Origin of the sequence: Cobetia sp. AM6, from assembly GCF_009617955.1 — a bacterium.
GTDB classification, from domain to species: Bacteria; Pseudomonadota; Gammaproteobacteria; order Pseudomonadales; family Halomonadaceae; genus Cobetia; species Cobetia amphilecti.
Window position 1 is genome coordinate 1,755,251 of record NZ_AP021868.1, and the last position, 20,860, is coordinate 1,776,110.

General features: G+C 62.4%; 19 protein-coding genes. 13 read left to right on the forward strand and 6 right to left on the reverse strand.

The features are described 5' to 3' along the window. Nucleotides 1-124: 124 nt before the first annotated feature. Entirely contained in the window at nucleotides 125-1,171 is a 1,047-nt protein-coding gene (locus CLAM6_RS07505) for a TRAP transporter substrate-binding protein (protein ID WP_153635614.1), read from the reverse strand. On the opposite strand from CLAM6_RS07505, the gene CLAM6_RS07510 reads away from it, so the two are divergent. Further along, nucleotides 1,170-1,388 carry a hypothetical protein gene (locus CLAM6_RS07510; RefSeq protein ID WP_153635615.1) on the forward strand — a complete coding sequence of 73 codons (219 nt, stop codon included), beginning with the start codon at nucleotides 1,170-1,172 and terminating at the stop codon, nucleotides 1,386-1,388. The two genes, CLAM6_RS07505 and CLAM6_RS07510, sit on opposite strands and share 2 nt — an antisense overlap. Here CLAM6_RS07510 and CLAM6_RS07515 read toward each other — a convergent pair. Next, nucleotides 1,375-2,175, reverse strand: coding sequence for a putative hydro-lyase (locus tag CLAM6_RS07515; RefSeq protein ID WP_153635616.1), 801 nt, complete (start codon nucleotides 2,173-2,175; stop codon nucleotides 1,375-1,377). The two genes, CLAM6_RS07510 and CLAM6_RS07515, sit on opposite strands and share 14 nt — an antisense overlap. A gap of 176 nt (nucleotides 2,176-2,351) precedes the next feature. Then, nucleotides 2,352-3,254, reverse strand: coding sequence for a LysR family transcriptional regulator (locus CLAM6_RS07520; protein ID WP_064503238.1), 903 nt, complete (start codon nucleotides 3,252-3,254; stop codon nucleotides 2,352-2,354). A 132-nt stretch (nucleotides 3,255-3,386) separates the two neighbouring features. On the opposite strand from CLAM6_RS07520, the gene CLAM6_RS07525 reads away from it, so the two are divergent. The 6 genes from CLAM6_RS07525 to CLAM6_RS07550 all read left to right on the forward strand — a co-directional run bounded on the left by CLAM6_RS07525 (nucleotide 3,387) and on the right by CLAM6_RS07550 (nucleotide 8,894). Beyond that, on the forward strand, nucleotides 3,387-3,578 hold the full coding sequence (locus tag CLAM6_RS07525) for a hypothetical protein (RefSeq protein WP_043332127.1): 192 nt from the start codon (nucleotides 3,387-3,389) through the stop codon (nucleotides 3,576-3,578). A 114-nt stretch (nucleotides 3,579-3,692) separates the two neighbouring features. Continuing rightward, the gene (locus CLAM6_RS07530; protein WP_242007775.1) at nucleotides 3,693-4,661 is read left to right on the forward strand and encodes a LysR family transcriptional regulator; all 969 of its coding nucleotides are present in this window, start codon (nucleotides 3,693-3,695) and stop codon (nucleotides 4,659-4,661) included. A gap of 408 nt (nucleotides 4,662-5,069) precedes the next feature. Beyond that, entirely contained in the window at nucleotides 5,070-6,098 is a 1,029-nt protein-coding gene (dctP, locus tag CLAM6_RS07535) for a TRAP transporter substrate-binding protein DctP (RefSeq protein WP_153635618.1), read from the forward strand. Nucleotides 6,099-6,285: 187 nt separating this feature from the next. Beyond that, on the forward strand, nucleotides 6,286-6,852 hold the full coding sequence (locus CLAM6_RS07540) for a TRAP transporter small permease (RefSeq protein WP_153635619.1): 567 nt from the start codon (nucleotides 6,286-6,288) through the stop codon (nucleotides 6,850-6,852). Then, nucleotides 6,849-8,126 (forward strand): TRAP transporter large permease, encoded by a 1,278-nt coding sequence (locus CLAM6_RS07545; RefSeq protein ID WP_153635620.1) that lies wholly within the window; start codon nucleotides 6,849-6,851, stop codon nucleotides 8,124-8,126. Before CLAM6_RS07540 ends, CLAM6_RS07545 begins: the two co-directional genes overlap by 4 nt. 6 nt (nucleotides 8,127-8,132) lie before the next feature. Next, nucleotides 8,133-8,894, forward strand: coding sequence for a M15 family metallopeptidase (locus CLAM6_RS07550; protein WP_153635621.1), 762 nt, complete (start codon nucleotides 8,133-8,135; stop codon nucleotides 8,892-8,894). A gap of 112 nt (nucleotides 8,895-9,006) precedes the next feature. Here the strand turns inward: CLAM6_RS07550 and CLAM6_RS07555 are convergent, their stop codons facing one another. Both CLAM6_RS07555 and CLAM6_RS07560 read right to left on the reverse strand, forming a co-directional pair. Continuing rightward, a complete protein-coding gene (locus CLAM6_RS07555; protein WP_153635622.1) occupies nucleotides 9,007-10,284 on the reverse strand; it encodes a Zn-dependent hydrolase in 1,278 nt (425 codons plus the stop codon). A gap of 117 nt (nucleotides 10,285-10,401) precedes the next feature. Then, a complete protein-coding gene (locus tag CLAM6_RS07560; protein ID WP_153635623.1) occupies nucleotides 10,402-11,238 on the reverse strand; it encodes a FadR/GntR family transcriptional regulator in 837 nt (278 codons plus the stop codon). Nucleotides 11,239-11,468: 230 nt separating this feature from the next. Between CLAM6_RS07560 and CLAM6_RS07565 the strand changes: the two genes are divergently transcribed. Together CLAM6_RS07565 and CLAM6_RS07570 are read left to right on the forward strand one after the other, a co-directional pair. Next, on the forward strand, nucleotides 11,469-12,902 hold the full coding sequence (locus CLAM6_RS07565; protein ID WP_172978650.1) for an NAD(P)/FAD-dependent oxidoreductase: 1,434 nt from the start codon (nucleotides 11,469-11,471) through the stop codon (nucleotides 12,900-12,902). Between the two features lie 222 nt (nucleotides 12,903-13,124). Then, nucleotides 13,125-14,299, forward strand: a protein-coding gene (locus CLAM6_RS07570; RefSeq protein WP_242007794.1) for an IS3 family transposase whose coding sequence is annotated in 2 segments (ribosomal slippage) — nucleotides 13,125-13,380 and nucleotides 13,380-14,299 — 1,176 coding nt in all. Because the reading frame shifts where the segments join, the coding sequence is not laid out codon by codon here. A 42-nt stretch (nucleotides 14,300-14,341) separates the two neighbouring features. Here the strand turns inward: CLAM6_RS07570 and CLAM6_RS07575 are convergent. After that, on the reverse strand, nucleotides 14,342-15,568 hold the full coding sequence (locus CLAM6_RS07575; protein ID WP_197738728.1) for an alpha-hydroxy acid oxidase: 1,227 nt from the start codon (nucleotides 15,566-15,568) through the stop codon (nucleotides 14,342-14,344). A 252-nt stretch (nucleotides 15,569-15,820) separates the two neighbouring features. Here CLAM6_RS07575 and CLAM6_RS07580 point away from each other — a divergent pair, with 252 nt between their 5' ends. Genes CLAM6_RS07580 through CLAM6_RS07595 form a run of 4 tightly spaced genes read left to right on the forward strand, consistent with a single transcriptional unit; the run spans nucleotide 15,821 to nucleotide 20,766 of the window. After that, nucleotides 15,821-17,686: an aminoglycoside phosphotransferase family protein gene (locus tag CLAM6_RS07580; RefSeq protein WP_153635626.1), complete on the forward strand. Its 1,866-nt coding sequence runs from the start codon at nucleotides 15,821-15,823 to the stop codon at nucleotides 17,684-17,686. Next, on the forward strand, nucleotides 17,679-18,581 hold the full coding sequence (locus CLAM6_RS07585; RefSeq protein WP_153635627.1) for a GAK system ATP-grasp enzyme: 903 nt from the start codon (nucleotides 17,679-17,681) through the stop codon (nucleotides 18,579-18,581). The genes CLAM6_RS07580 and CLAM6_RS07585 overlap by 8 nt, the downstream gene beginning before the upstream one ends. Continuing rightward, entirely contained in the window at nucleotides 18,578-19,771 is a 1,194-nt protein-coding gene (locus CLAM6_RS07590) for an HprK-related kinase B (protein WP_153635628.1), read from the forward strand. Before CLAM6_RS07585 ends, CLAM6_RS07590 begins: the two co-directional genes overlap by 4 nt. A 2-nt stretch (nucleotides 19,772-19,773) precedes the next feature. Further along, on the forward strand, nucleotides 19,774-20,766 hold the full coding sequence (locus tag CLAM6_RS07595) for an NUDIX domain-containing protein (protein WP_153635629.1): 993 nt from the start codon (nucleotides 19,774-19,776) through the stop codon (nucleotides 20,764-20,766). Nucleotides 20,767-20,860: the final 94 nt, after the last annotated feature.

Below are 20,860 nucleotides of genomic sequence, written 5' to 3' on the forward strand. Positions count from 1 at the left end.
CTTGAATACACAGGCGCGAGTCGTTCAGCGCTACGTCTCTGGGGAACATGTCTGCCACGTCGGGACAGGGCGGGGCTATCGGCACCTTCTCACGAACAGGCTTCGGTGAGCAGGTGCCACTGGATCACTCCGCGCTAGCGGTCAGGCCGACGACCTTGCCGACGCTCTCGTTCCAGGTATTGCGCGTCTCGGCATCGACACGCGCGGCCCAGGCAGGCAGGACGGTGTCTTCGAGCGCCGCACGTGCGCGCTTGGCATCGTCATCGCTGAAGTCGACCAGCGTCATGTCGGCGCTCTTGCCCAGCGGGCAATCGCCTTCACCGGTCAGGCAGGCCACGCCACGCGCGGTCTCGCCGCGTGCGTTTTCCCACACCGGCGCGGTGAACTCGCTGTCCACCTGCTGCTGGATCAGGGTCTGGGTCTCGGCGGCCAGGCCCTGCCACTTGTCCTGATTGATGGCGGTGATCACGTAATCCCAGCCGCCCAGCGGCAGCGGCATCAGGTGGCTGGACACTTCATGCCAGCCGGCGCTGTAGCCGGAGAGCGAGCCGGTGACGGCGCAGTCGATGACGCCACGCTCCAGGGAGCCAGGCACCTCGTTGAAGGCGATGTTGAGGCTCTGTGCGCCCAGCGCCTCGATGAACTCACCGGTGGAGCGGCCGCTGGCACGCACCTTCTTGTCCTGCAGGTCATCGAGCCCGTCGATCGGGGTGTTGCAGAACAGCACCTGAGCCGGATACGGCACGATGGCCAGCACGTGGCTGTTGAAGCGCTTGTTCATGGTGGACTCCGCCAGGGGGCGGAAGGCCTCGGCGACCTGCTGCGCTTCCTCGGCAGTGGGGGCCATCATCGGCAGATCCAGCCCTTCGAGTTCCGGCGCATCGGACACGGTGTAGTCGGCCACGGTCATGCCGACATCGAAGACACCATCGCCCAGATAGCGATAGACGTCAGAGCCGGGGATACCCATCTGATCGAAAGTGGTCACCTGGGTGCTGAGTTCACCGCTGCTGGCGGCCGGGAGGGTCTCGCTCCAGAACGGCTTCTCGAACTGACGGTTGAGCTCCAGGCTGCTCCAGCTGCCTACCACGTTGAGGGTATCGGCAGCATTGGCGCTACCGGCGGCGGCGAGTGCGAGACCAAGGGCGGAGAGGGCAAAACGTGTCTTCATGGGAATCACCATTGTTGTTGTGCATCTGGTGTTATCGGAAAAGCTTGTTGGCTACATCTTTGCGGGGTGTGTCTTTCCCGCTGCCGTCCTGTGTTGCTGTGCTGTGTTTCGATTCGCGGTGCGTCCCTGCACTGCGCCGGGCGTGATGAGTGCGGATTTTTCTCATGCCCGGCAGTACGCCCGGCAGCACGCCTGGCAGCAGGTCATCCGTACTTGAGGCGATGATTGGGAATGTCGGTAATCAGCATGTGGCCCGGGCTATGCGCGATCGCGAGTGGCAGTCGGGCATTCTCCAGCGCCAGTTGTGGTGTGACGCCACAGGCCCAGAACACCGGCAGGTCGCCTGTCTCAAGCGTAGGCGCATCGCCGAAGTCGGGGCTTTCGATATCGGAAATACCGATCAAGGCGGGGTCGCCCAGATGGACGGGAGCACCGTGCACACGAGGCATGTCGGTGGTGATCTGGATCGCGCGAATGGCGTGCGCCGCCGACATCGGGCGCAGGGACACCACCAGGTTGCCGTGGAAACGCCCGGCACTGATCAGCGGGATATTGGTGCGATACATCGGCACGTTGCGCTTCAGGCGCGCATGGCGAACCTCGACACCCTCGTTGAGCAGCGCCTCTTCGAACGAGAACGAGCAGCCGATGGAAAACGCCACGAAATCGTCCTGCCACAGGGCGGCGATATCCTCGCGCGTTTCCTCACGCTTGCCGTGACGGTAGATGTGATAGGCCGGCAGGTCGTGGCGCAGGTCGATATTCTCACCCAGCCCTGTCGGGGCGGGAGAACCGACGGCCGTGACATCCAGCAACGGGCAGGCCTTGGGATTGGCCTGGCAGAATCGCAGGAATTCGCCGGCAGCCTCGGCTGGCAGGATGATCAGGTTGGTCTGGGCGTAGCCGGCAGCGATACCGCTGGTGTGGCTGGCCCAATGACCGCTGCGGATCTGCTCGCGCGCCTCGCGGGGGGACGACGCGGCACTGAGAAGTGTCTGGGGCATCGTAGGGGCTTCTTGTGAAGTTGTTGTTGTCTGTCTTCACCATAAGAAGCGCACTCGGATAAATCCAATCGATTTTTATCGAGTCAAGTCATCGGAAATTCCTTTCATATGGCGCGAGTTAGTAGAGACATCATGGTCGAAAGGGAGGCTATGCAGGGTATGAAAGCCCGAGAAGATCAGGCGATTCGTGAATGCGCCTCCTGATCCTGGCGGGCGATCTCGATGGCGAGTTCACACACGCCTTCGGCGAGGGCGCTTTCCATATGGGTCGGCCAGGAGGCGGTGAAGGTCAGCTCGGGCAGGTCGCAGGGCAGGCTGAGCAGGGTGCCCTGGCGGATTTCCTCGGCGACGATACGTGGCGGGATGGCGCCGACGCCCAGGCCATCCAGCGTCATGCGCACGATGGTCCACAAGGAGCTTGAGCAATGCAGCTTCACGTCATCCAGCCCCATCTGATGGAGCATGGAGCCAAGTTCATGGTGCGGTCGGCTGTTGCGGGCAAACGAGATCAGCGGCAGAGAATTCAGGCGCCGCAACGAGAAATTGTCTTCGGTGAAGCCCAGCGCGGGGCTGATCACGAAGCCCATCGTGTAGTTGCAGAGAAAACGATTGAGCACGCTCTCAGCCGTCACCGGCCCCATCAGAAAGGCGAGGTCGATATCGCCGGCGGTGAGCATGGCGGCAAGCCCGGGGGAGCTGTCGACCTCGAGTTCCAGCGTGAGGTCCGGATAGCGGCGCGCCAGTTCGGCCAGAAAGCCGGGCAGCCAGCTATGCGCGACGGTCTCGACGACGCCCAGTCGCAGCACGCCCTGGAAGGGCGTATTCAACTCCATCATGGATAGCGCTTTCTGGCGCGCTTCCAGCAGTGCCTCGGCGTGGCGATAGAATTCGCGCCCCTTGAGCGTCGGCTGTACCGGTCGGCGAGTGCGCTCCAGCAGGCGGGTCTCCAGCGTGGTTTCCAGCTTGTTGATGCGTTCGGAAATCGAGGGCTGGGTCAGATGCAGGTGCTGGGCGGCCAGCCGGAACGACCCCAGGCGCGTGATCCACACGAAGGCTTCCACTTCCTTGAAATCGAACATGGCCAGATCCTGTCGTGATTGATGCCGCAAGCTTGAGGCTCACATTACCACTCGTTGAGAAATTGCGTTCTCGATGGCGTACATTCCGGTACGATATGGAGCATCGAGAAATGCGTATTTTCATGAAAAGGAATGATGATGAAGTCTAGCGTGCGAGTTGTCAGCCTGGTGATGCTGAGTGCCCTTTTCGTGGCAGGGTGCAGTTATACACCGGCGCGGATCGATGCCGAGCCAATCATCGAGATCGGTGATGGACACCATGACCACAAGCGGGGAGGCGGTGACTTCTGCCCGCCGGGGCAGGCCAAGAAAGGTAACTGCTGATCACGTCGAACCAGAAGGAGCCGCTCATGCGGCTCCTTTTTCGTTGTCGATCGCTTCCCGACATGGGCCTCTGGAGTCGCTCGGTCTGCAAGGATATCCTGCGTGATCCGAGTCTTGCCTCTTTCTCCACTGCTGCTGGCAGGTATTGTCTCCATGCTCAATCCCAAGGCGCTGACGGCGCTGAATGAAATCATCCGCCGAGGCTCACTGCGGCGCGCGGCGCGGCATCTGAATCTCGACCCTTCAGCGGTGAGCCGCCAGATCAAGCAGCTGGAAGAAGAGGTGGGTGTCGCGCTGTGCGAGCGCAGCGAGACGGGCATGCGCGCCACCCAGGCCGGGGTGTTGCTGCTGGATCACTTTCATCGCCAGCAGGCGGCGGAGGCGGCAGCGCTCTCGCAGCTGAGCGCCTTGCAGGGCCTGCGCAGCGGTGAGGTGAGAATCGCGGTGGGCGAGGGCTTCATTGCCGACCTGATCTCGCTGCCGTTGCAGAGCTTCATGGCACGTCATCCCGGCATCGAGGTCGTGGTGCGCATGGCCGGGGTGAATGAGGCGACTGAGCTGTTGCGCGACTTCGAGGTGGATATCGCGCTGCTCTACGCCCCGCCTGTCGATCCGATTCTCTGCTGTCATGTGGAGACCTGCCAGCCGCTGGATCTGATCGTGCCGGCGGAGCATCCGCTACTCGAGATCGCAGAGCCGTTGACGCTTTCGCAGGTGGCGCAGTGGCCGCTGGCACTGATCGATGAATGTACCGGCATGCGTCAGATGGTCAATCAGGCAGCGCAGCAGGAGCGGGTCTCGCTGAGCGCGCAGTTGCGCACCAATTCCGTGTCGGTGCTCAAGAATTTCGTGCGTTCGGGAATCGGCGTGACCTTCATGCCGGAGTTGAGCGTGGTGGAGGAGCTGCGGCGCGGTGATATCTGCCTGCTGCCGATGCAGCACCCCGCGCTGGCGACGACCCGTGCGCAGATGTGTACGCGGCGTGGGCGCGAGATGACTGTCGCCGTCGAGGCCTGCGTCACCCATCTTCAGCAGGGCCTGCGATTCTTTACCGCGGATGCACCACGATTGCTGGGCAAGTGACGTTCGACAAGTGCCATTCGCCGCGTGATATTCAAGCAGCATCGCTTGACGCACAGGCCAGGGTATCGGTGCTGACGGGCGCTTGCCCAGCTTTATCTCCTCACACGACTTTCCCATTGCACAGGCCATTCTCTCGCTCAGTGCAGCATGTCACAGAACTTCCCGACTGCCCCGTACAGCCCATGCTGGCGGGGCAGTCGTCGTCAGGAAGGGCACTATTCAGGCACTTTTTCAGGTGTGGACGAAAAAACAACACTCAGGCGATTGATTAGTCTACAGCGGCAACGCTACTTTCGAGGTGTGAAGGCGAAAGTCCCTCACCTTGACTGGCCGCAGGGCCACACTGACAAAGGCGGCGTCACTCCCGCCGCATACAACGAATATTTACAACAACAAAAGGGAATCCACATGTCCTTGTCCAAGACATCTCTGCTGCGCAAGACGCTCACCGGTTCCACTCTGGCGCTCAGCCTGCTGGCGGCCAGCGTGCAGGCCCAGACCATCAACCTCAGCTACAACGGTGCACCGGATGCCGACAAGAACGCGGTGCATGTCTTTGCCAGCAATCTGAAGACCCTGGTGGAAGAGAAGACCGACGGCGAGCTGGAACTCAAGCTCTATCCCAACAGCATGCTGGGCGAGGAGCAGGAGCGCATGGAGCAGGTGATCAGCGCCCCGAACCTGAATATCGCCTCCTTCGCGGGCATGGCCCCCATCGTGCCGGAAGTCTATGTCAGCGCGACGCCGTTCATGTTCGACGGCTTTGATGAGGCGCGCCGTTTCTTCGATGAGGGGCAGTACTGGCAGCAGGTGCAGCAGCTGTTCAGCGAGCGCACCAATGGCGCCGAGATTCTGGCCGTGGTGGAGGAAGGGGGCTTTCTGGCCTTCACCAACGACAAGCGCCCGATCACCAGCCCTGATGATTTCGAAGGCCTGCGTTTTCGCGCGATGGACCCAAGCCAGGTAGCGCTCTACGAGGCCTTCGGCGCCTCGGGGACGCCGATTCCGTGGACGGAGGTCTACATGGCGCTGCGCACGGGGGTGGCGGATGGTCAGATGAACCCGCCGATGTACATCCTGCTGGGCAGTCTGCAGGAAGTGCAGAAGTACCTGACACTGGCCAACATCCAGTATTCCGATCAGTTCCTGGTGGCCAATGGTCAGCTGCTCGAGAGCCTGTCGGACGAGGAGCGCACGGCACTTCTCGAGGCGGTTCAGGAAGCCAATGCCCAGGCCCGTCAGGACAACCAGAGCCAGGTCGAGTCACGTATCGCCTCGCTGGAAGAGCAGGGCATGCAAGTGATCCGTCCCAGTGAGGCTGATCTCGAGGCATTTCGCAGCAAGGGCCAGCCGGCCTACCTCGAATGGCTCAAGAGCCAGAACATCGCGCCAGAGCTGATCGATACCGCCATGAAGGATGCTGGCCTGTCCTCGTGATGGTCTGTCGCGATGGTCTGTTGCGATGGCCCTTCGAGATGAACTGACACGCTGACTCGGTGAAAGGCGAGTGACGCTCAAGTATCAGCGAGCATCCCGCTGCGGTACCCGGTGCCCGGGCAATGACAGTCCGGGCATCGAGGCTCTGAATTTCCCTCCCTCTGGTGGATTGCGGTAAATGACTTCCATGACTCCTTCACGACAGCCTTCCCTGCGGGAAGGCCTGCTGCTTGCCTGTGGCCGCGTGACACTGGCGATAGCGGCGGTACTGCTGGCCTCCACGGTGCTGATCATGCTTTACGGCGTGGTGATGCGCTATGTACTGGGCGGCGCGCCCATCTGGGTCGATGAGCTGACCCGCTATCTCATCATCGCCAGTGTCATGCTGGCGATCGGCGTCGTCTGGGCAGAAGGGGCGCACATGCGTGTGGCGCTGCTGGAACGGCGTCTGCCTCCGCGCATGGCCACGGCGCTGGTCCATTACCAGTGGTGGCTGACGCTCGTGCTGATGGCGGGCGCGACCTGGATGACCTGGCACTACGCCATGTCGGCGAGCATGTTCCGCACCATGGGGCTGGGCGTCAGTCGCAGCGTGCCGATGCTGTCGATGCCGATCGGCTTCGCGCTGATTACGCTGCAGGTTCTGTTGCATGGCCCACGGCCGCTGACATCCCCGGCGCTTGAGGTCGCGCCGGACGCGGAGGTCGACGAGCCTGCGACACACGATGACAGGACAGGAGGGCCACGCACATGATCTGGGCAATGTTGGCCATCTTCGTCGTGCACGTGCTGCTGGGCCTGCCGCTGTTTCTCTCCCTGCTCGTCACCGCCGTGACCGGCTTTCTGTTCGTCGATATTTCGATGCTGGAGCGCCTCGGGCCACAGCAGTTCTTCGGTGGCATCAATGCCTTCTCGTTGATGGCGATTCCGCTGTTCATTCTCGCCGGCAACCTGATGAACATCAGTGGCCTGACCGAACGCCTCATGCGCCTGGCACGCCTGATGGTCGGACATCTGCGCGGTGGCATGGGTCATGTCAACGTCGTTTCCAGCGTGTTCTTCGCTGGCGTCAATGGCTCGGCGGTCGCCGATACCTCCGCACTGGGCTCGCTGCTGGTGCCGGCCATGCGCAAGGAGGGCTATTCGACTTCCTTTGCCGCAGGTCTGACGGCGGGCAGCTCGTTGATCGGGCCGATCATCCCACCCAGCATCTTCATGATCCTCTACGCCTCGCTGACCAATACCTCCGTGGGCAGCCTGTTCCTCGCCGGTGTCGTACCCGGTCTGGTGCTGGCGGTGGCATTCATGGCGATGAATGCCTGGTATGCCCGGCGTCATGGTCTGCAGGCGCGCGGTCAGGCACCGGCACGTCGCGAAGTGATCGCGGCGGTCATCGGGGCACTGCCTGCGCTGGTGGCACCGGTAATCATCGTCTCCGGTATCGTGCTGGGCATCGTGACCCCGACCGAATCCGGCGCCTTGATCGTGGCCTATGTCCTGCTCTGCGGCTTGTGCCAGGGGCCGCTCAAGCTTGTCGATGTGTGGGGTGCCATCAAGGACACGGCGCGCCTGACCAGCGCCATCTTCGTGATCATGGCGGTGTCGTCCATCGTCAGCTGGCTGCTGTCCTATGCCCAGGTGCCCAATCAGTTCGTGGCATTGCTGACACCCTATATCGACAGCCCGATCCTGATCCTGCTGCTGCTCAGCGCCATCACCTTCGTCACCGGCATGTTCATGGAGGAAGTCTCGGCCTTGATGCTGCTGACGCCGATCTTCGTGCCCGTGGCCATGGCCGCCGGCATCGACCCCGTGCACCTGGGGGTCATCATCACGCTCAATATCACCATCGCGCTGATCACGCCGCCGATGGGCGCCTGCGTGTTCGTGGCCGCCGCGGTCAGCAAGCTCGAGATCACCTCGCTGTTTCGCACCATCTGGCCGTTCGTGCTGTTGGCGGTCGCGGTGCTGCTGATGCTGATCATCTTCCCGCCTCTTACCCTGTGGTTGCCGACCCTGTCTGGATAACAACTCATGACGTCAACATTGAATCGCCCAATTCCCCCCATCCCGAGTCATGACGAGCCGGACTGGACGCAGGTCACCCGAATTCCCGTCAAGGGTTGTGACAGTACTCTGGTGCCGACCAGCCTCGGGCCGTCATGTCTGAAGGTCTATCCTGCCTACGCGCGCCTCGGTATCCCCGGGGCGGTCAATGAATGTCTCGTGCGGCGCGCGGTGTATCAGCGCCTGTTGCAGGCCGCGCGCGCCTTGCCGCAAGGGCTGTCGTTGGTGGTGATGGATGGCTGGCGACCCTGGCGGGTGCAGCAGTATCTGTTCGAGACGCTATATCAGTCGCTCAAGACGCATGACCCCGAGCTTGATGAGGAGCAGCTGCTGGCGCGTACGCGCGAATTCGTCTCGCTGCCCAGCCGTGACCCGGACGCGCCGAGTCCGCATCTCACCGGTGGCGCCGTCGATGTCACCCTGTGTGACGCCGACGGCTTGCTGCTCGAGATGGGGACGCTGTTCGACGAGGCGACACCCGAGTCCCACGCCGATCATTTCGAGCGCCATCCGCCTGCCGGCGATACGCCCCAGGCCGAGGCACGCGACAACCGGCGTCTGCTCTATCACGTCATGACCGAGGCCGGGTTCACCAATCTGCCCAGCGAATGGTGGCACTTCGATTTCGGTGATCAGCTCTGGGCCTGGTACCGCGGCGAACCCGAGGCGCTGTTCGGGCCGGCGGAGATGGACAGCATCGAGAGTCTCTGGAAGCGGTCTCTGCAATAGCGGCTCATGGCGGGTCGCACGGATTGGCTATGCACAGCGCCAGACACAAGACGCCCCGCTCGATGACCTATCGAGCGGGGCGTCCTGTCATCTGTGGGAGGGAAATTTCTCCTCAGCTGACGATCTCGGCCTGATCGAGCATCGCATGGAAGAGCACGTTGCAGCCGGCGTGCAGGTCCTTGGGCGCGGCGTTCTCGATCTCGTTGTGGCTGATGCCGCCTTCGCAGGGGACGAAGATCATGCCGGCGGGAGCGATACGGCCCATGAAGATGGCGTCGTGGCCGGCGCCGCTGACGATGTCGAGATGCGAGTAGCCGAGCTGGCTGGCGGCGTTGCGCACCGCGTTCACGCAGTTGTCGGCGAAGTGTTCCGGCACGAAGTCGGCGGTGGGGGTGAGCTCGTAGGTCAGACGATGCCGCTGACTGACGGCTTCGACGACTTCTTTCAGCTCCGCGACCATTGCGGTGAGGGAGTCGGGTTCCAGCGAGCGCAGGTCGATGGTCATGTTGACCTGCCCGGGGATGACGTTGCGCGAGCCCGGGTGGACCTGCATCACACCCACGGTACCGCGACCGTGCGGCGCGTGATCGATGGCGATGCGATTGACGGCGACGGTGATCTCGGCCGCGCCAAGCATGGCGTCCTGGCGCAGTGACATGGGCGTGGGGCCCGCGTGCGCCTCCTGACCGGTCAGGGTCAGATCGAACCAGCGCTGGCCCAGCGCGCCCATCACCACGCCGATGGTGGTCTCTTCATCTTCCAGAATCGGGCCCTGCTCGATGTGGCTCTCGAAGAAGGCGCGTACGTTCTCGCGGGGGATCTCATCACTGCCGCGATAGCCGATGGAATCCAGTGCCTCACCGGCGGTCACGCCGTCGCTGTCCTTCTGGGCGAGCATCTCATGCAGTGACAACTGGCCGGTATGCACGCCGGACCCCATCATGCAGGGCGCGAAGCGACAGCCTTCTTCATTGGTCCAGACCACCACTTCCACCGGGCAGCGGGTCTTGATGTCGTGCTGGTTGAGGCTGCGCAGGACCTCAAGCCCGGCCATCACCCCGAAGCAGCCATCGAACTTGCCGCCGGTCGGCTGGGTGTCGATGTGGCTGCCGGTCATCACCGCCGGCGTGTCCGGGTCGGTGCCGGCGCGACGCGCGAAGATGTTGCCGATGGCATCGATACGGATCGTGCAGCCCTCGGCCTTGCACCATTGAATGAAGAGGTCGCGTGCCTGGCGGTCCAGCTCGGTCAGCGCCTGGCGGTTGACGCCGCCCTTGGGCGTGGCGCCCAGCTCAGCCAGGGTCATCAGTGATTGCCACAGGCGATCGCTGTCGGTACGCAGCTCGCTCAGGGTATTCGCGGGCGATGTGTCCATCTGGGCAGTGGTCATCGGCTTCATCCTCTCTTGGATATTGTTGTTGTGCTTCCGGTCTCGGTTCCGCTCTTGTTTCGGCTCCGCTCTCGGTCCTGCTCTTGTTTCGGTCCAGGCTTCGGCTGCGGCTTCGGGTCAGGTTCTGCTGTCGGCCATCAGTTGCGCGGGGGTGACGAGCAACTGGTCGGCCATTTCCACCTCGAGTGCCGTCATGTGGTGCTCGGCATCCTGCATGTGTTCTGTCATGAGCTGTCTGACCTGCTCATGGTCCTCGTGGCGAAACGCCGTGATCAGGCCCGAGTGGTAATGCTGATTGGCCTGATCGAACTGCTTGCGCTCCGGCAGGTAGGCCTTCTTGATGACGACCAGCTCATGCAGCATGTCGTTGAGGAACTGGCACATGAAGCTGAGCAGCGGGTTGGGGCAGGCGCGGGCCAGTACCTGGTGGAATTCGATTTCCAGGAAGCGCTGGCGCCGCTGGTCCTCTTCCTGTGGCTGGTGGCAACTGCAGTCATGGACATTGTTTTCGAGCGCCACCAGGTCCTCTTCGCTGAGCAGGCCCACCACCGAGACCGCCATCTCGACTTCCAGCAGTCGGCGTAACTGATAGACCTGGGCACCATTGAGCGTCTTGAAATGCAGGAAGCTCCTCAGCATGCGGCTGGCCGGCTCCATGCTCGGCGCATTGAGCACGGCGCCGCCATTGGGCCCCGTCTTCAGGGTGATCAAGCCCTCGACCTCGAGAATCTTGAGGGCTTCGCGAAGCGTGCCCTTGGCGCAGCCGTACTGGGCCATCAGCGCCTTCTCGTTGGGCAGCCGGTCGCCTTCGCTCAACCCATCGCGCACGATGCTGCGCCTCAGATCATCACTGATCAGCTCGGCCAGCTTCTGCCGCTTGGGCAGGTGGGCGCCGGAGGCGTTGGCACTGGTGCTGGCGCGTGAAGTGTCCAGGGGGGAAGGCGATGTCGGCATGCGATGTCCTGAGCGGCAGCGAGTCAGTTATATTTATTCGTATAAATAAGCTTTAGTCGCGGACTCGAGCGCTGTCAAACCCCAAGGTGGCCTCAAGCGTTGCGCAGGCGATCACGCCGATGATGCGTCGCATCAAAGGCAGCGCATTGGCGAAGTCATGCGTGTCAGTCTTGAAAAGCATCTGGTCTGACATAAGGTTTCCATATTCGACCCCGCTAAAGGAGGCCCCTATGGAAACGCATGATCCTCAGCGAACGCGCGACGCCGATATCGTCATCGTCGGTGGCGGTGCCGGCGGACTGGAGCTGGCGGTTCGCCTTGCCAAGGCAGGCCACAAGGACATCTTGCTGATAGACCGTGACACCAGTCACGTTTGGAAGCCACGACTGCATGAGATCGCGGCGGGCCTCGGGCGGCGTCAGGTCGATGAGCTGGGGTATGCCGGTCTGGCCGAGCAGTGGGGGTTCCGCTATGAGTGCGGCACACTCGCGAGCGTGGAGCCTGAACAGCGCCAGATCACCCTGGCCGCGATCCCGGGCGGGGAAGATCACGCGAGCGCCGAGGTGCCGGCGCGCGTCAGGGGCTATCGTCAGCTGGTGCTGGCCCTGGGCGGTGTGACGCCGGACATGGGGGTCGAGGGTGTGCTGGAGCATGCCTGCCTGCTGGATTCCCCTGACGACGCCGAGCGCATCGCCCAGCAGTTCTCGCGTGGCCTGCTGGCCAACCATGTGGCGATGGAAACAGCACCTACAGGCGATGCTGGCGTGTCAGCCACCCAGGGCGGCGCTCAGGTTGGCGCTGAGGGAAGCACGCAAGATAGTGCCAAGGAGTCCCCGGGGCGGCCGTATCAGGTGGTGATCGTCGGCTCCGGTGCCACCGGTGTCGAACTGGCCGCCTACCTGCATGAGGCGCGTGGCATGCATGACGCCCCTGCACCCAAGGGCGCGAAGGTCGAGATCACGATTCTCGAGGCCACCGAGACCTTCATGCCCGGTGTCACACAGGAACTGCGCGAGTCGATCCATCAGCGACTCGAGGAGCAGGGCATCAAGATCGAACTGTCTCGTCAGGTCGCCAAGGTGTCCTCCGGCAGTGTCGAGATCAGTGAAGGCGATGAGTCGGTGACGCGGGACGCGGATCTGGTGGTCTGGGCGGCAGGGCGTGTCGGGCCTGCCATCGTCGAGGAAATCGATGCCCTGGAAAGCAACAAGAAGCGTCAATTCACGGTGACCCCCGGGCTTCAATGTCTCGGCCACGACAGCATCTTCGCGCTGGGCGATTGTGCCAACATCGATGAGGCACCGCTGCCGCCCACCGCTCAGGTGGCCAGCGAGCAGGCCGAGTTTCTCGCCGATGAACTGCCGCGTCGCCAGCAGGGTGAGCCGGCTCAGGCCTTCGAGTTCAAGGACCGCGGTACCTTGCTGTCACTCTCCAGCGCCGGCAGCGTCGGTGAGCTCAGCGGCAAGTTGAGTGACAAGCTTGGCAATGCCCAAGGCAGCAAGGGCAATGATGATCTGCAGGTGAGAGGACGCTTTGCGCGCGCCGCCTATCAAGGGCTGCAGCGCCAGCACCAGTTCCTGCTGCTGGGGCCGTTGAAGGGCTCCGCCGAGGTGGTCAGTGACGTACTACGCCGAAGTATGGGGCCGCGTCTCAAGGTGCACTGAGTCTTGAGCGGATCTTGAGTGTGCCTTGAGCGGGTCTTGAGTGACTCTTGAGTGAGCCTTAAGAGATTCGCCGCCCAGTGATGACAGGCCGACATGTGCCGTGGTGGATTCCACTGGTGCATGTCGGCCTTGTGCTTTTCAGGGCGTCATGTAGTGGCACAGTGAATCTGGCCACCTGACTTTGAGTGTATGATGGCTCACAGAGACAATCAGGTGCAGATGATGACGAAGAAGAGAACGTTTAGCCCGGAATTTCGCTTGGAAGCGGCCCAGCTCGTGGTCGACCAGGGCTACACGCTGAAGGCGGCGTGTGAGGCTATGGGAGTTGGCAAATCCACCATGGAGTATTGGGTTCGCAGGCTTCGCGCTGAGCGAGCAGGCAAGGCGTCGCTGAAAGGTGAGGCTCTGACGCCGGAACAGCGTGAGATCCAGGAACTGAAGCGCAAGCTGCGGCGAGTGGAAGAAGAGAAGGCAATATTAAAAAAGGCTACCGCTCTCTTGATGTCGGACTCCCTGAGCAATTCTCGATAATCGAGCGACTTGAAGAGAGCTACGCGGTGCAGCACTTGTGTCAGGTGTTTGGGGTGCATCGCAGTAGCTACCGGGCTTGGCGTAGTCGGGATAGAAGACCTTGTGAGACTGAGCAGAAGCTGCTGGATCAGGTTGTCGAGGCGCATACCATCAGTAACGGCTCTGCCGGCGCTCGCAGCATTGCAAAAATGGTCACGCAGGCAGGAATACAGTTGAGTCGTTATCGGGCCAGCAGGCGGATGAAGCAGCTGGGGCTGATGAGCTCGCAGCCGCCGAGGCACGCCTACAAGAAGGCTGATCAGCCACACCTGGATATACCGAATGTTCTTGATCGGGAGTTCGATGTAAAGAAGCCCAATCAGGTATGGACCGGCGACATTACCTATATTTGGACAGGGGCACGCTGGGCTTATCTGGCAGTGGTCATCGACTTGTATGCTCGTAAACCCGTGGGGTGGGCATTGTCCCTATCGCCGAACACGGAGCTGGTAAAGAAAGCGCTGACCATGGCCTACGAATCGCGTGGAGAGCCACGGAATATCCTGTTTCATTCGGATCAGGGTTGCCAGTACACCAGCCGGGCATTCCGGCAGATGCTCTGGCGCTACCGAATGACACTGAGTCTCAGTCGCCGTGGCAATTGCTGGGACAATGCCCCAACAGAGCGCTTCTTCAGAAGCCTGAAAACGGAATGGATACCAGAGATCGGCTATCCCGATGTTGCTGCGGCGAAGCGATCTGTCACTGATTATATGATCGGTTACTACAGCAGCCTGCGGCCGCACAAGCATAACGATGGGATACCGCCGAATTTGGCAGAAAAGAACTACTGGAATGCTCAAAGCTCGGTGGCCAAAAGCACTTGACCACTACATCATTGCTCCGCCGTCGTGTTCAGGAGGTCGTGTTCAGGAGGTCGTGCCCAGCGGGTCATGAGGCACCCTGCGGCGTGATTCTCGCGCTGCTTCGGCTCCACTCTGCGAGCTGGCCAGTGGATAGGTGCCGGGCCTGAGAATTCGCGTGTCCACGTCGTGGATATCACGTAGTCCGCACAGGGCCAGCGTGGTGTCGAGTTCCTTGTGTATGATCTCCAGGGACTTGGTCACGCCTTTTTCGCCCATGGCGCCGAGACCATAGAGGAAGGCGCGCCCCAGATAGACGCCCTGGGCACCCATCGCCACCGCCTTGAGCACATCCTGTCCGGAGCGGATGCCGCCGTCCATGTGGACCTCTGTCCTGTCGCCGACTGCCGCGAGAATGTCCGGTAGGGCGGAGATGGAGGAGGCGGCACCATCCAGCTGACGTCCGCCGTGATTGGAGACGATCACCGCATCGGCGCCCGCCTGCACGGCCAACTCGGCATCTTCCGGCTCCATGATGCCCTTGATGATCAGCTTGCCGCCCCAGCGGTCCTTGATCCACTTGATGTCGTCCCAGCTCAGGCTGGGATCGAATTGGCTGGCGGTCCATTTCGAGAGGGAGCTAAGGTTACCAGCATCCTTCACATGTCCGGCGATATTGCCGAAGGTATGGCGCTTCGTCTTGAGCATGCCGGCACACCAGCGCCACTTGGTGGCCAGATCGAGCACGGTCGCCACGGTGGGGCGAGGGGGCACGCTAAGGCCATTGATCAGGTCCTTGTGGCGCTGGCCGATGATCTGCAGGTCAGCGGTGAGTACCAGCGCGGAACACTCCGCTGCCTTGGCGCGATCGATCAGCCGCCCGATATAATCCTTGTCACGCATCACGTAAAGCTGGAACCAGAAGGGCCGTGAGCTGACGGACGCGACGTCCTCGATGGAGCAGATGCTCATGGTCGAGAGCGTGAAGGGAATACCGAAGTCACTCGCTGCGCGCGCGGCCAGCATCTCGCCATCGGCATGCTGCATGCCGGTCAGGCCAGTCGGCGCGATCGCCACCGGCATGGCCACCTCCTCGCCGAGCATCTTCGTGCGCAGAGTGCGATTGTCCATGTCGACCATCACCCGTTGGCGCAGTCCGATCGCGGCGAAGTCGGCCTCGTTGGCCCGATAGGTGGACTCCGTCCACGAGCCGGAATCGGCATAGTCGTAGAACATCTTCGGCACGCGGCGTTTCGCCAGGCGTTGCAGATCATTGATGCAGGTAATGGTCATTCCGAACTCCATCTGTGGTGAGTAGCGCGAGGCTGATTTGGTCCCTTGCGCTACTGTCGCCGAATCCGGTCTTGCCCAGCTATAAGCGATACGTCTAGTGGGAAGCGTCTGGAGGGTGGAATTCATTGAAGGAGAATGTTTCTGGTCGGTCGTGAGCGAAATAGATGATTGATCCAGCGTGTGTCGCTGATTGTCATCTTTGCTTGGAATACTGGGATATTGGGATGATTCCCCAGTGGATGGAGAGATGGCATGGATCAGGCCTGGCCTGAAAGCACGCGCGACAACCTTCGATTTCTGTGTTCGGAAGTGGATAGCCAATATGGCTGGCTGCAGGCGTTCGTGTCCGCGCCGACGGCGGCCATGGCGCGCAAGCTGCTGGAGCGCCAGGGGTACGCCGAGAACCTCTGCCAGCGTATCGAACAGGCATGCCCTGAAGCCCGAAACCACAAGCGCTCGCACGCGCGGGCCCGCTTCCATCAGAGCCTGGTCGAGGTCGCCAGTGGTCTGGCACGGCTCAGTGAGCTGGCGCGCAGTTGTCTGGAGCAGCTGATTCGCGTCGATGATGTCCAGCTGGTCGATGATGTCGTGCTGGTCAAGTCGCTGCGCCGTGTGCGTCGCGGCATTCTGCGCAGCGAGATGTCTCTGGAGAACGGCTCCCTGTCCCTGGCCCTGAAGCTCGCGCGCAGTCGCGAGAAGCTGAAGCGGGACAGTGAAGGTCGCATCCGGGCACTCACCGGCCAGCTCAAGAAGAAGCGCGCTCCCGCCGAAGACCTGACACATCTGCTGTTCGTGGCTCGGGAAATCAGCCAGATGGGCGAGGTGCTGGGGCAGCTGGGTGAGGCGATCATCTCGGCAACCCTCGGTCAGTCACTCAACTTCGAGCGCTATGCCTCGCTGACCCACCTGGTCAATGAACTCGGTGATGGCAGTCAGACGGCGGGCGAGATGCGCGTCGACACTTTGGCCGAGACACGTTCCGGCAGCCGGATCTCGGGGATTGCTAGCGAGAAGCCCAATGAGAGGGCTGTCGAGAAGGTCAGTGACAAGGGCAATGACAAGGGCAGGCCGGCCAACGACAAGCAAAAGGGCAGCAAGGCTGGCGAGTCAGGGGGCAGCAAGCAAAAGGGCAGCAAGTCAAAGGACCGCAAGACTGACGCGAGCGAGTCAAAGGGCAGCAAATCCAAGGACCGCAAATCCAAGGACCGCAAGCCAACCGGCGATCTGCCGCTGACCTCACCGGAGTATCTGGCCATCTTCAAGGATGGCCTGGGGCGCAAGGTCGAGGAGGAGCGTCAGGGCGTCGAGCGCTGGCACGACATCTATCCCGGCATCGCCCCCCGCATCCTCTCGCATCATCAGCAGGGCGACAGCGCGGCACTCTTGATCGAGCACCTGCCGGGCATGACCCTCGAGCATCTGTTGATCAACGAATCGTCACGCCTCAATCGTACCGCCCAGCAGGCGCTGGTCGAGACGCTACACTCGGTGTGGACCACCACCCGCCGCGACAAGCCGGTCACTGCAGGGCACATGCGCCAGCTACTCAAGCGGCTGAGTGATGTCTATCAGATCCATCCGGAATTTCGCCACTGCGGTGCCTCGCTGTGTGGGCGCGAGATGCCCTCGCTGGAAGCGTTGATCGAGCAGGCCGCAGGTCTGGAACGTTCGCTCGAGGCTCCCTTCGCCGTCTATATCCACGGCGACTTCAATGTCGACAACATCCTCTTCGATCCGGCGAAGCAGAGCATCCGCTTCATCGATCTTCACCGCTCGGCCTATCAGGACTATGTGCAGGACGTGTCCGTGCACATGGTGTCCCATTACCGTCTGCAATTGACGGATGCGGCGCTGCGGGCCCGTATTCTGGCGCTGGCCCTGAGTTTCGGTCAGCAGATGCGTCGCTTTGCCCATGAGCAGGGCGATACCACCTTTGAATGGCGTCTGGCACTTGGCCTGGCGCGCTCCTTTGCCACCTCGACACGTTTCATCCTCGATGCCGGGCTGGCAGGGCGCATGTTCAACCGCGCACGCTTTATACTCGAGCATGTGCTTGGCGCCGACCCTGAACGGCCGGCCGATTACCGTATTCCCCTGGAGGAGTTGTTCGTTGACTGATTTCAAGATTGGCGTCGTGGGTATTCCCGGCAAGTGGTCGACCGAAGTGCTGGCGGATGCCATCGAAGCACGGACGGGCTTTCGTCTCGTGATCGACATGGCGGCCGTCTCGCTGAATCTGACCCGCAACTGCCTCGAATTCCGTGACTCTGCCGGGGTGCGTCATGACCTGACCGAGCTGGATGCCCTGATCGTCAAGAAGATCAGCGCGGAATATTCCCCGGGCAGCCTGGACCGCCTGGAGCTGTTGCGTGTCGCCGAAGCCAGGGGCGTGCGCGTCTTCAGCAGCGCGGAGAGCATGATTCGCCTGATCGACCGCCTGAGCTGCACCGTCACGCTGGCCAATGCCGATATCCCGATGCCTGCCACGCTGGTCACCGAAGACGTGACGGCGGCCTGCGAGGCCGTCAAGCGCTTCAAGGCCGCCGTCTTCAAGCCGCTTTTCTCCACCAAGGCACGGGGCATGTGCATCATCGAGAACACCGGCGATGATGCCGCGCTGGAAGCTGCCGTGCGTGAGTTCGTCGCCGAGCACCCGATGATGTATCTGCAGCAGCGCCTTGACCTGCCGGGGCAGGATTACGGCATGGTCTTCGTCGGTGGCCGTTATCTGTGCAGCTACGCCCGCGTCAGTGGGGGCGATGCCTGGAATACCACCATCCATGCCGGTGGCAAGTACGCGCCCTTCGAGCCCTCTGAGGAGCTGATCGCGCTGGCGCAGCGTGCCCAGGCACCGTTCAAGCTCGACTTCACCACCGTCGATGTCGCGCTGACCGACGATGGCCCGATCATCTTCGAAGTCTCGGCCTTCGGTGGCTTCCGCGGGGCGCTGGAAGGTGCCGGTGTCGATGCGGCAGCCGCCTATCTCGATCACGTGATGGAGTGTCTGGCATGAACGCGACGACCTGTGACAGCCCGGCCAGCCTTGCCACGCTGCCCTTTGCAGAGTGGACGGCCGCCGCCTGCTTCACGGCGCTGACACCGTCGCGCCAGTGCCTGAGCGAGGCGCTGTTGTTCGAGGTGGATGACTTCCGCCTGTGCGTGATGACGGACATGCCGCGGCTGCTGCAACGTCTGGCGACATATTTCCGCCATTGCGCGCGCCTCGTGGCGCTCGACACTGTGCCGGGGGGAGCCAGGCTCGTGCATGTGCTCGAGGCGCCGGCCCTCAAGGACACGTCAGCGGCAGCAAGGCTCGGCATCGTGCCCGAGGCCTTCGTCGATTGGATGCCGGAGCCCGGCAAGACACGCCGCAAGGACGCCATCATCGACCTGGCCGACGGGCGCCTGATCCACAAGGTGCGCACGGGCATGGCCTTTCTGCGCAGCAACGACCACAACCTGGCGTTCGGGCCCTGTGAAGACAATGAAAGCCAGGTGATCAACTTCCTGCTCAATCTGCACATGTCGCATCTGCAGCAGAATGACGGCTTGATCTGTCACGCCTCGGCGCTGTCGAAGGGCGATCGCGCGGTGGCCATCGCTGCCTTCTCGGGCGGCGGCAAGTCCACCACCATGGTGAAGGCGCTCGACAATCCCGAGTTCGACTTCATCAGCAATGACCGGCTGTTCCTGGACCGGCCGGGGCGGGAGGGAACGCTGCGTGCCCGCGGCGTCGCCAAGTTGCCACGCATCAATCCCGGTACCATGCTCCACAATCCGCGTCTGCGCCCGCTGCTGGATCCCGCGCGTATCGCAGGCTATGAAGCGATGCCGCAAGAAGCGCTATGGGATCTCGAAGAGAAGCACGATCTGATCATCGAGGACGTCTACGGCCCCGGGCGTATCCGCGCCAGCGGCGAGCTTGCGGCCATGGTGATACTCAACTGGACGCGTGGCAGCGAGGCGCCGCTAGAGGTGCGCGAGATCGAGGTCAGCCGCAGCGAAGCGCTGATACGCGCGGTGATGAAGACACCGGGGCCCTTCCACCAGCAGCGGGATGGCCGTTTCGTGCCCAATGGCGCAAGCCTTGATCCCGCGCCGTATCTGGAGCGCCTGGCGGCAACCCGCGTGCTTGAGGTGACCGGGCGCGTGGACTTCGCCGCGCTGGTCGAGAACCACCTGACCCCCTTGCTGGAGGCTTGAACATGCGTCGTGAACTGCTGTTGATGCGCCACGGAAAGTCGGACTGGTCAGTGGCAGCTGACGACTTCCATCGACCCCTCAAGGAGCGCGGCAAGCGGGGCGCCCAGCGCATGGGAGCCTGGCTTGCCCAGGAGGCGCTGGTGCCGGATGCCATCCTGAGCTCGCCGGCCCTTCGCGCGCGCGCCACGGCGGAAAAGTGCGTGAAGTCGATGGGCCTCGGCGTCGACATGATCGAGCTCAAGCCTGCGCTTTACTGCGAGAACGAGGCGCCGCTGCTCAAGACAGTGCGCGCCTGCCCGGACAGCGTGCAGCGACTGATGATCATCGGCCATAACCCGGCATTGGAAGATGCGCTGGTCTGGCTGACCGGCAAGCGTCCGCGCCCGCCCAAGGAGACCAAGCTGCTGCCGACGGCGGCGGTGGTCAAGCTGACCTTCGAGGGGCGCTGGGAAGACCTGCGCTCCGGCCAGATGAGTCTGGAGCTGATCCAGCGCGTGCGTGCCTTGCCGGATGGCTTCCCCTGGCCATTCCCGGCCGGTGAGGAGCGTCGCGAACGTCCCGCCTATTACTACCGCCAATCGGCCGTCCTGCCCTGTCGTCTGCAGGGGGAGGGCGACGATGCCCAGTGGGAGGTGCTGCTGATCGGTTCTTCCTCCAATCGTCACTGGAGCCTGCCCAAGGGGATTGTCGATCCGGGGCTGAGTCCGCTTGAGTCCGCGCTCAAGGAAGCCCGCGAGGAAGCGGGCATCGAGGCGGAGGCGCTGGACCACGCAGCGCTGGAATTCAGTTACGAGAAGTGGGGCGCTCCTGTCGAGGCCAGTCTGCACGCCGTGAGAGTCGTGCATGAGCAGGAAGAGAGCGAGCGAGAGGAACCGCATCGCAGTCGGCGCTGGGTGGCGGCGGAGGTCATGCCGAGCCTGTTGAAGAACCACGAGATGGGGCACGCCGCCATGGCGTTGCTGGCACGGCTTGATCAGTCGCGCCAGGCGACGTGAGCGCGGGAGACTGGTTCCACTAGAGCCACTAGCACCGTACGAGGCGACGCATGGCGAGGACCGCTAGCATGAATCAATACCGAGTGAAGACGGG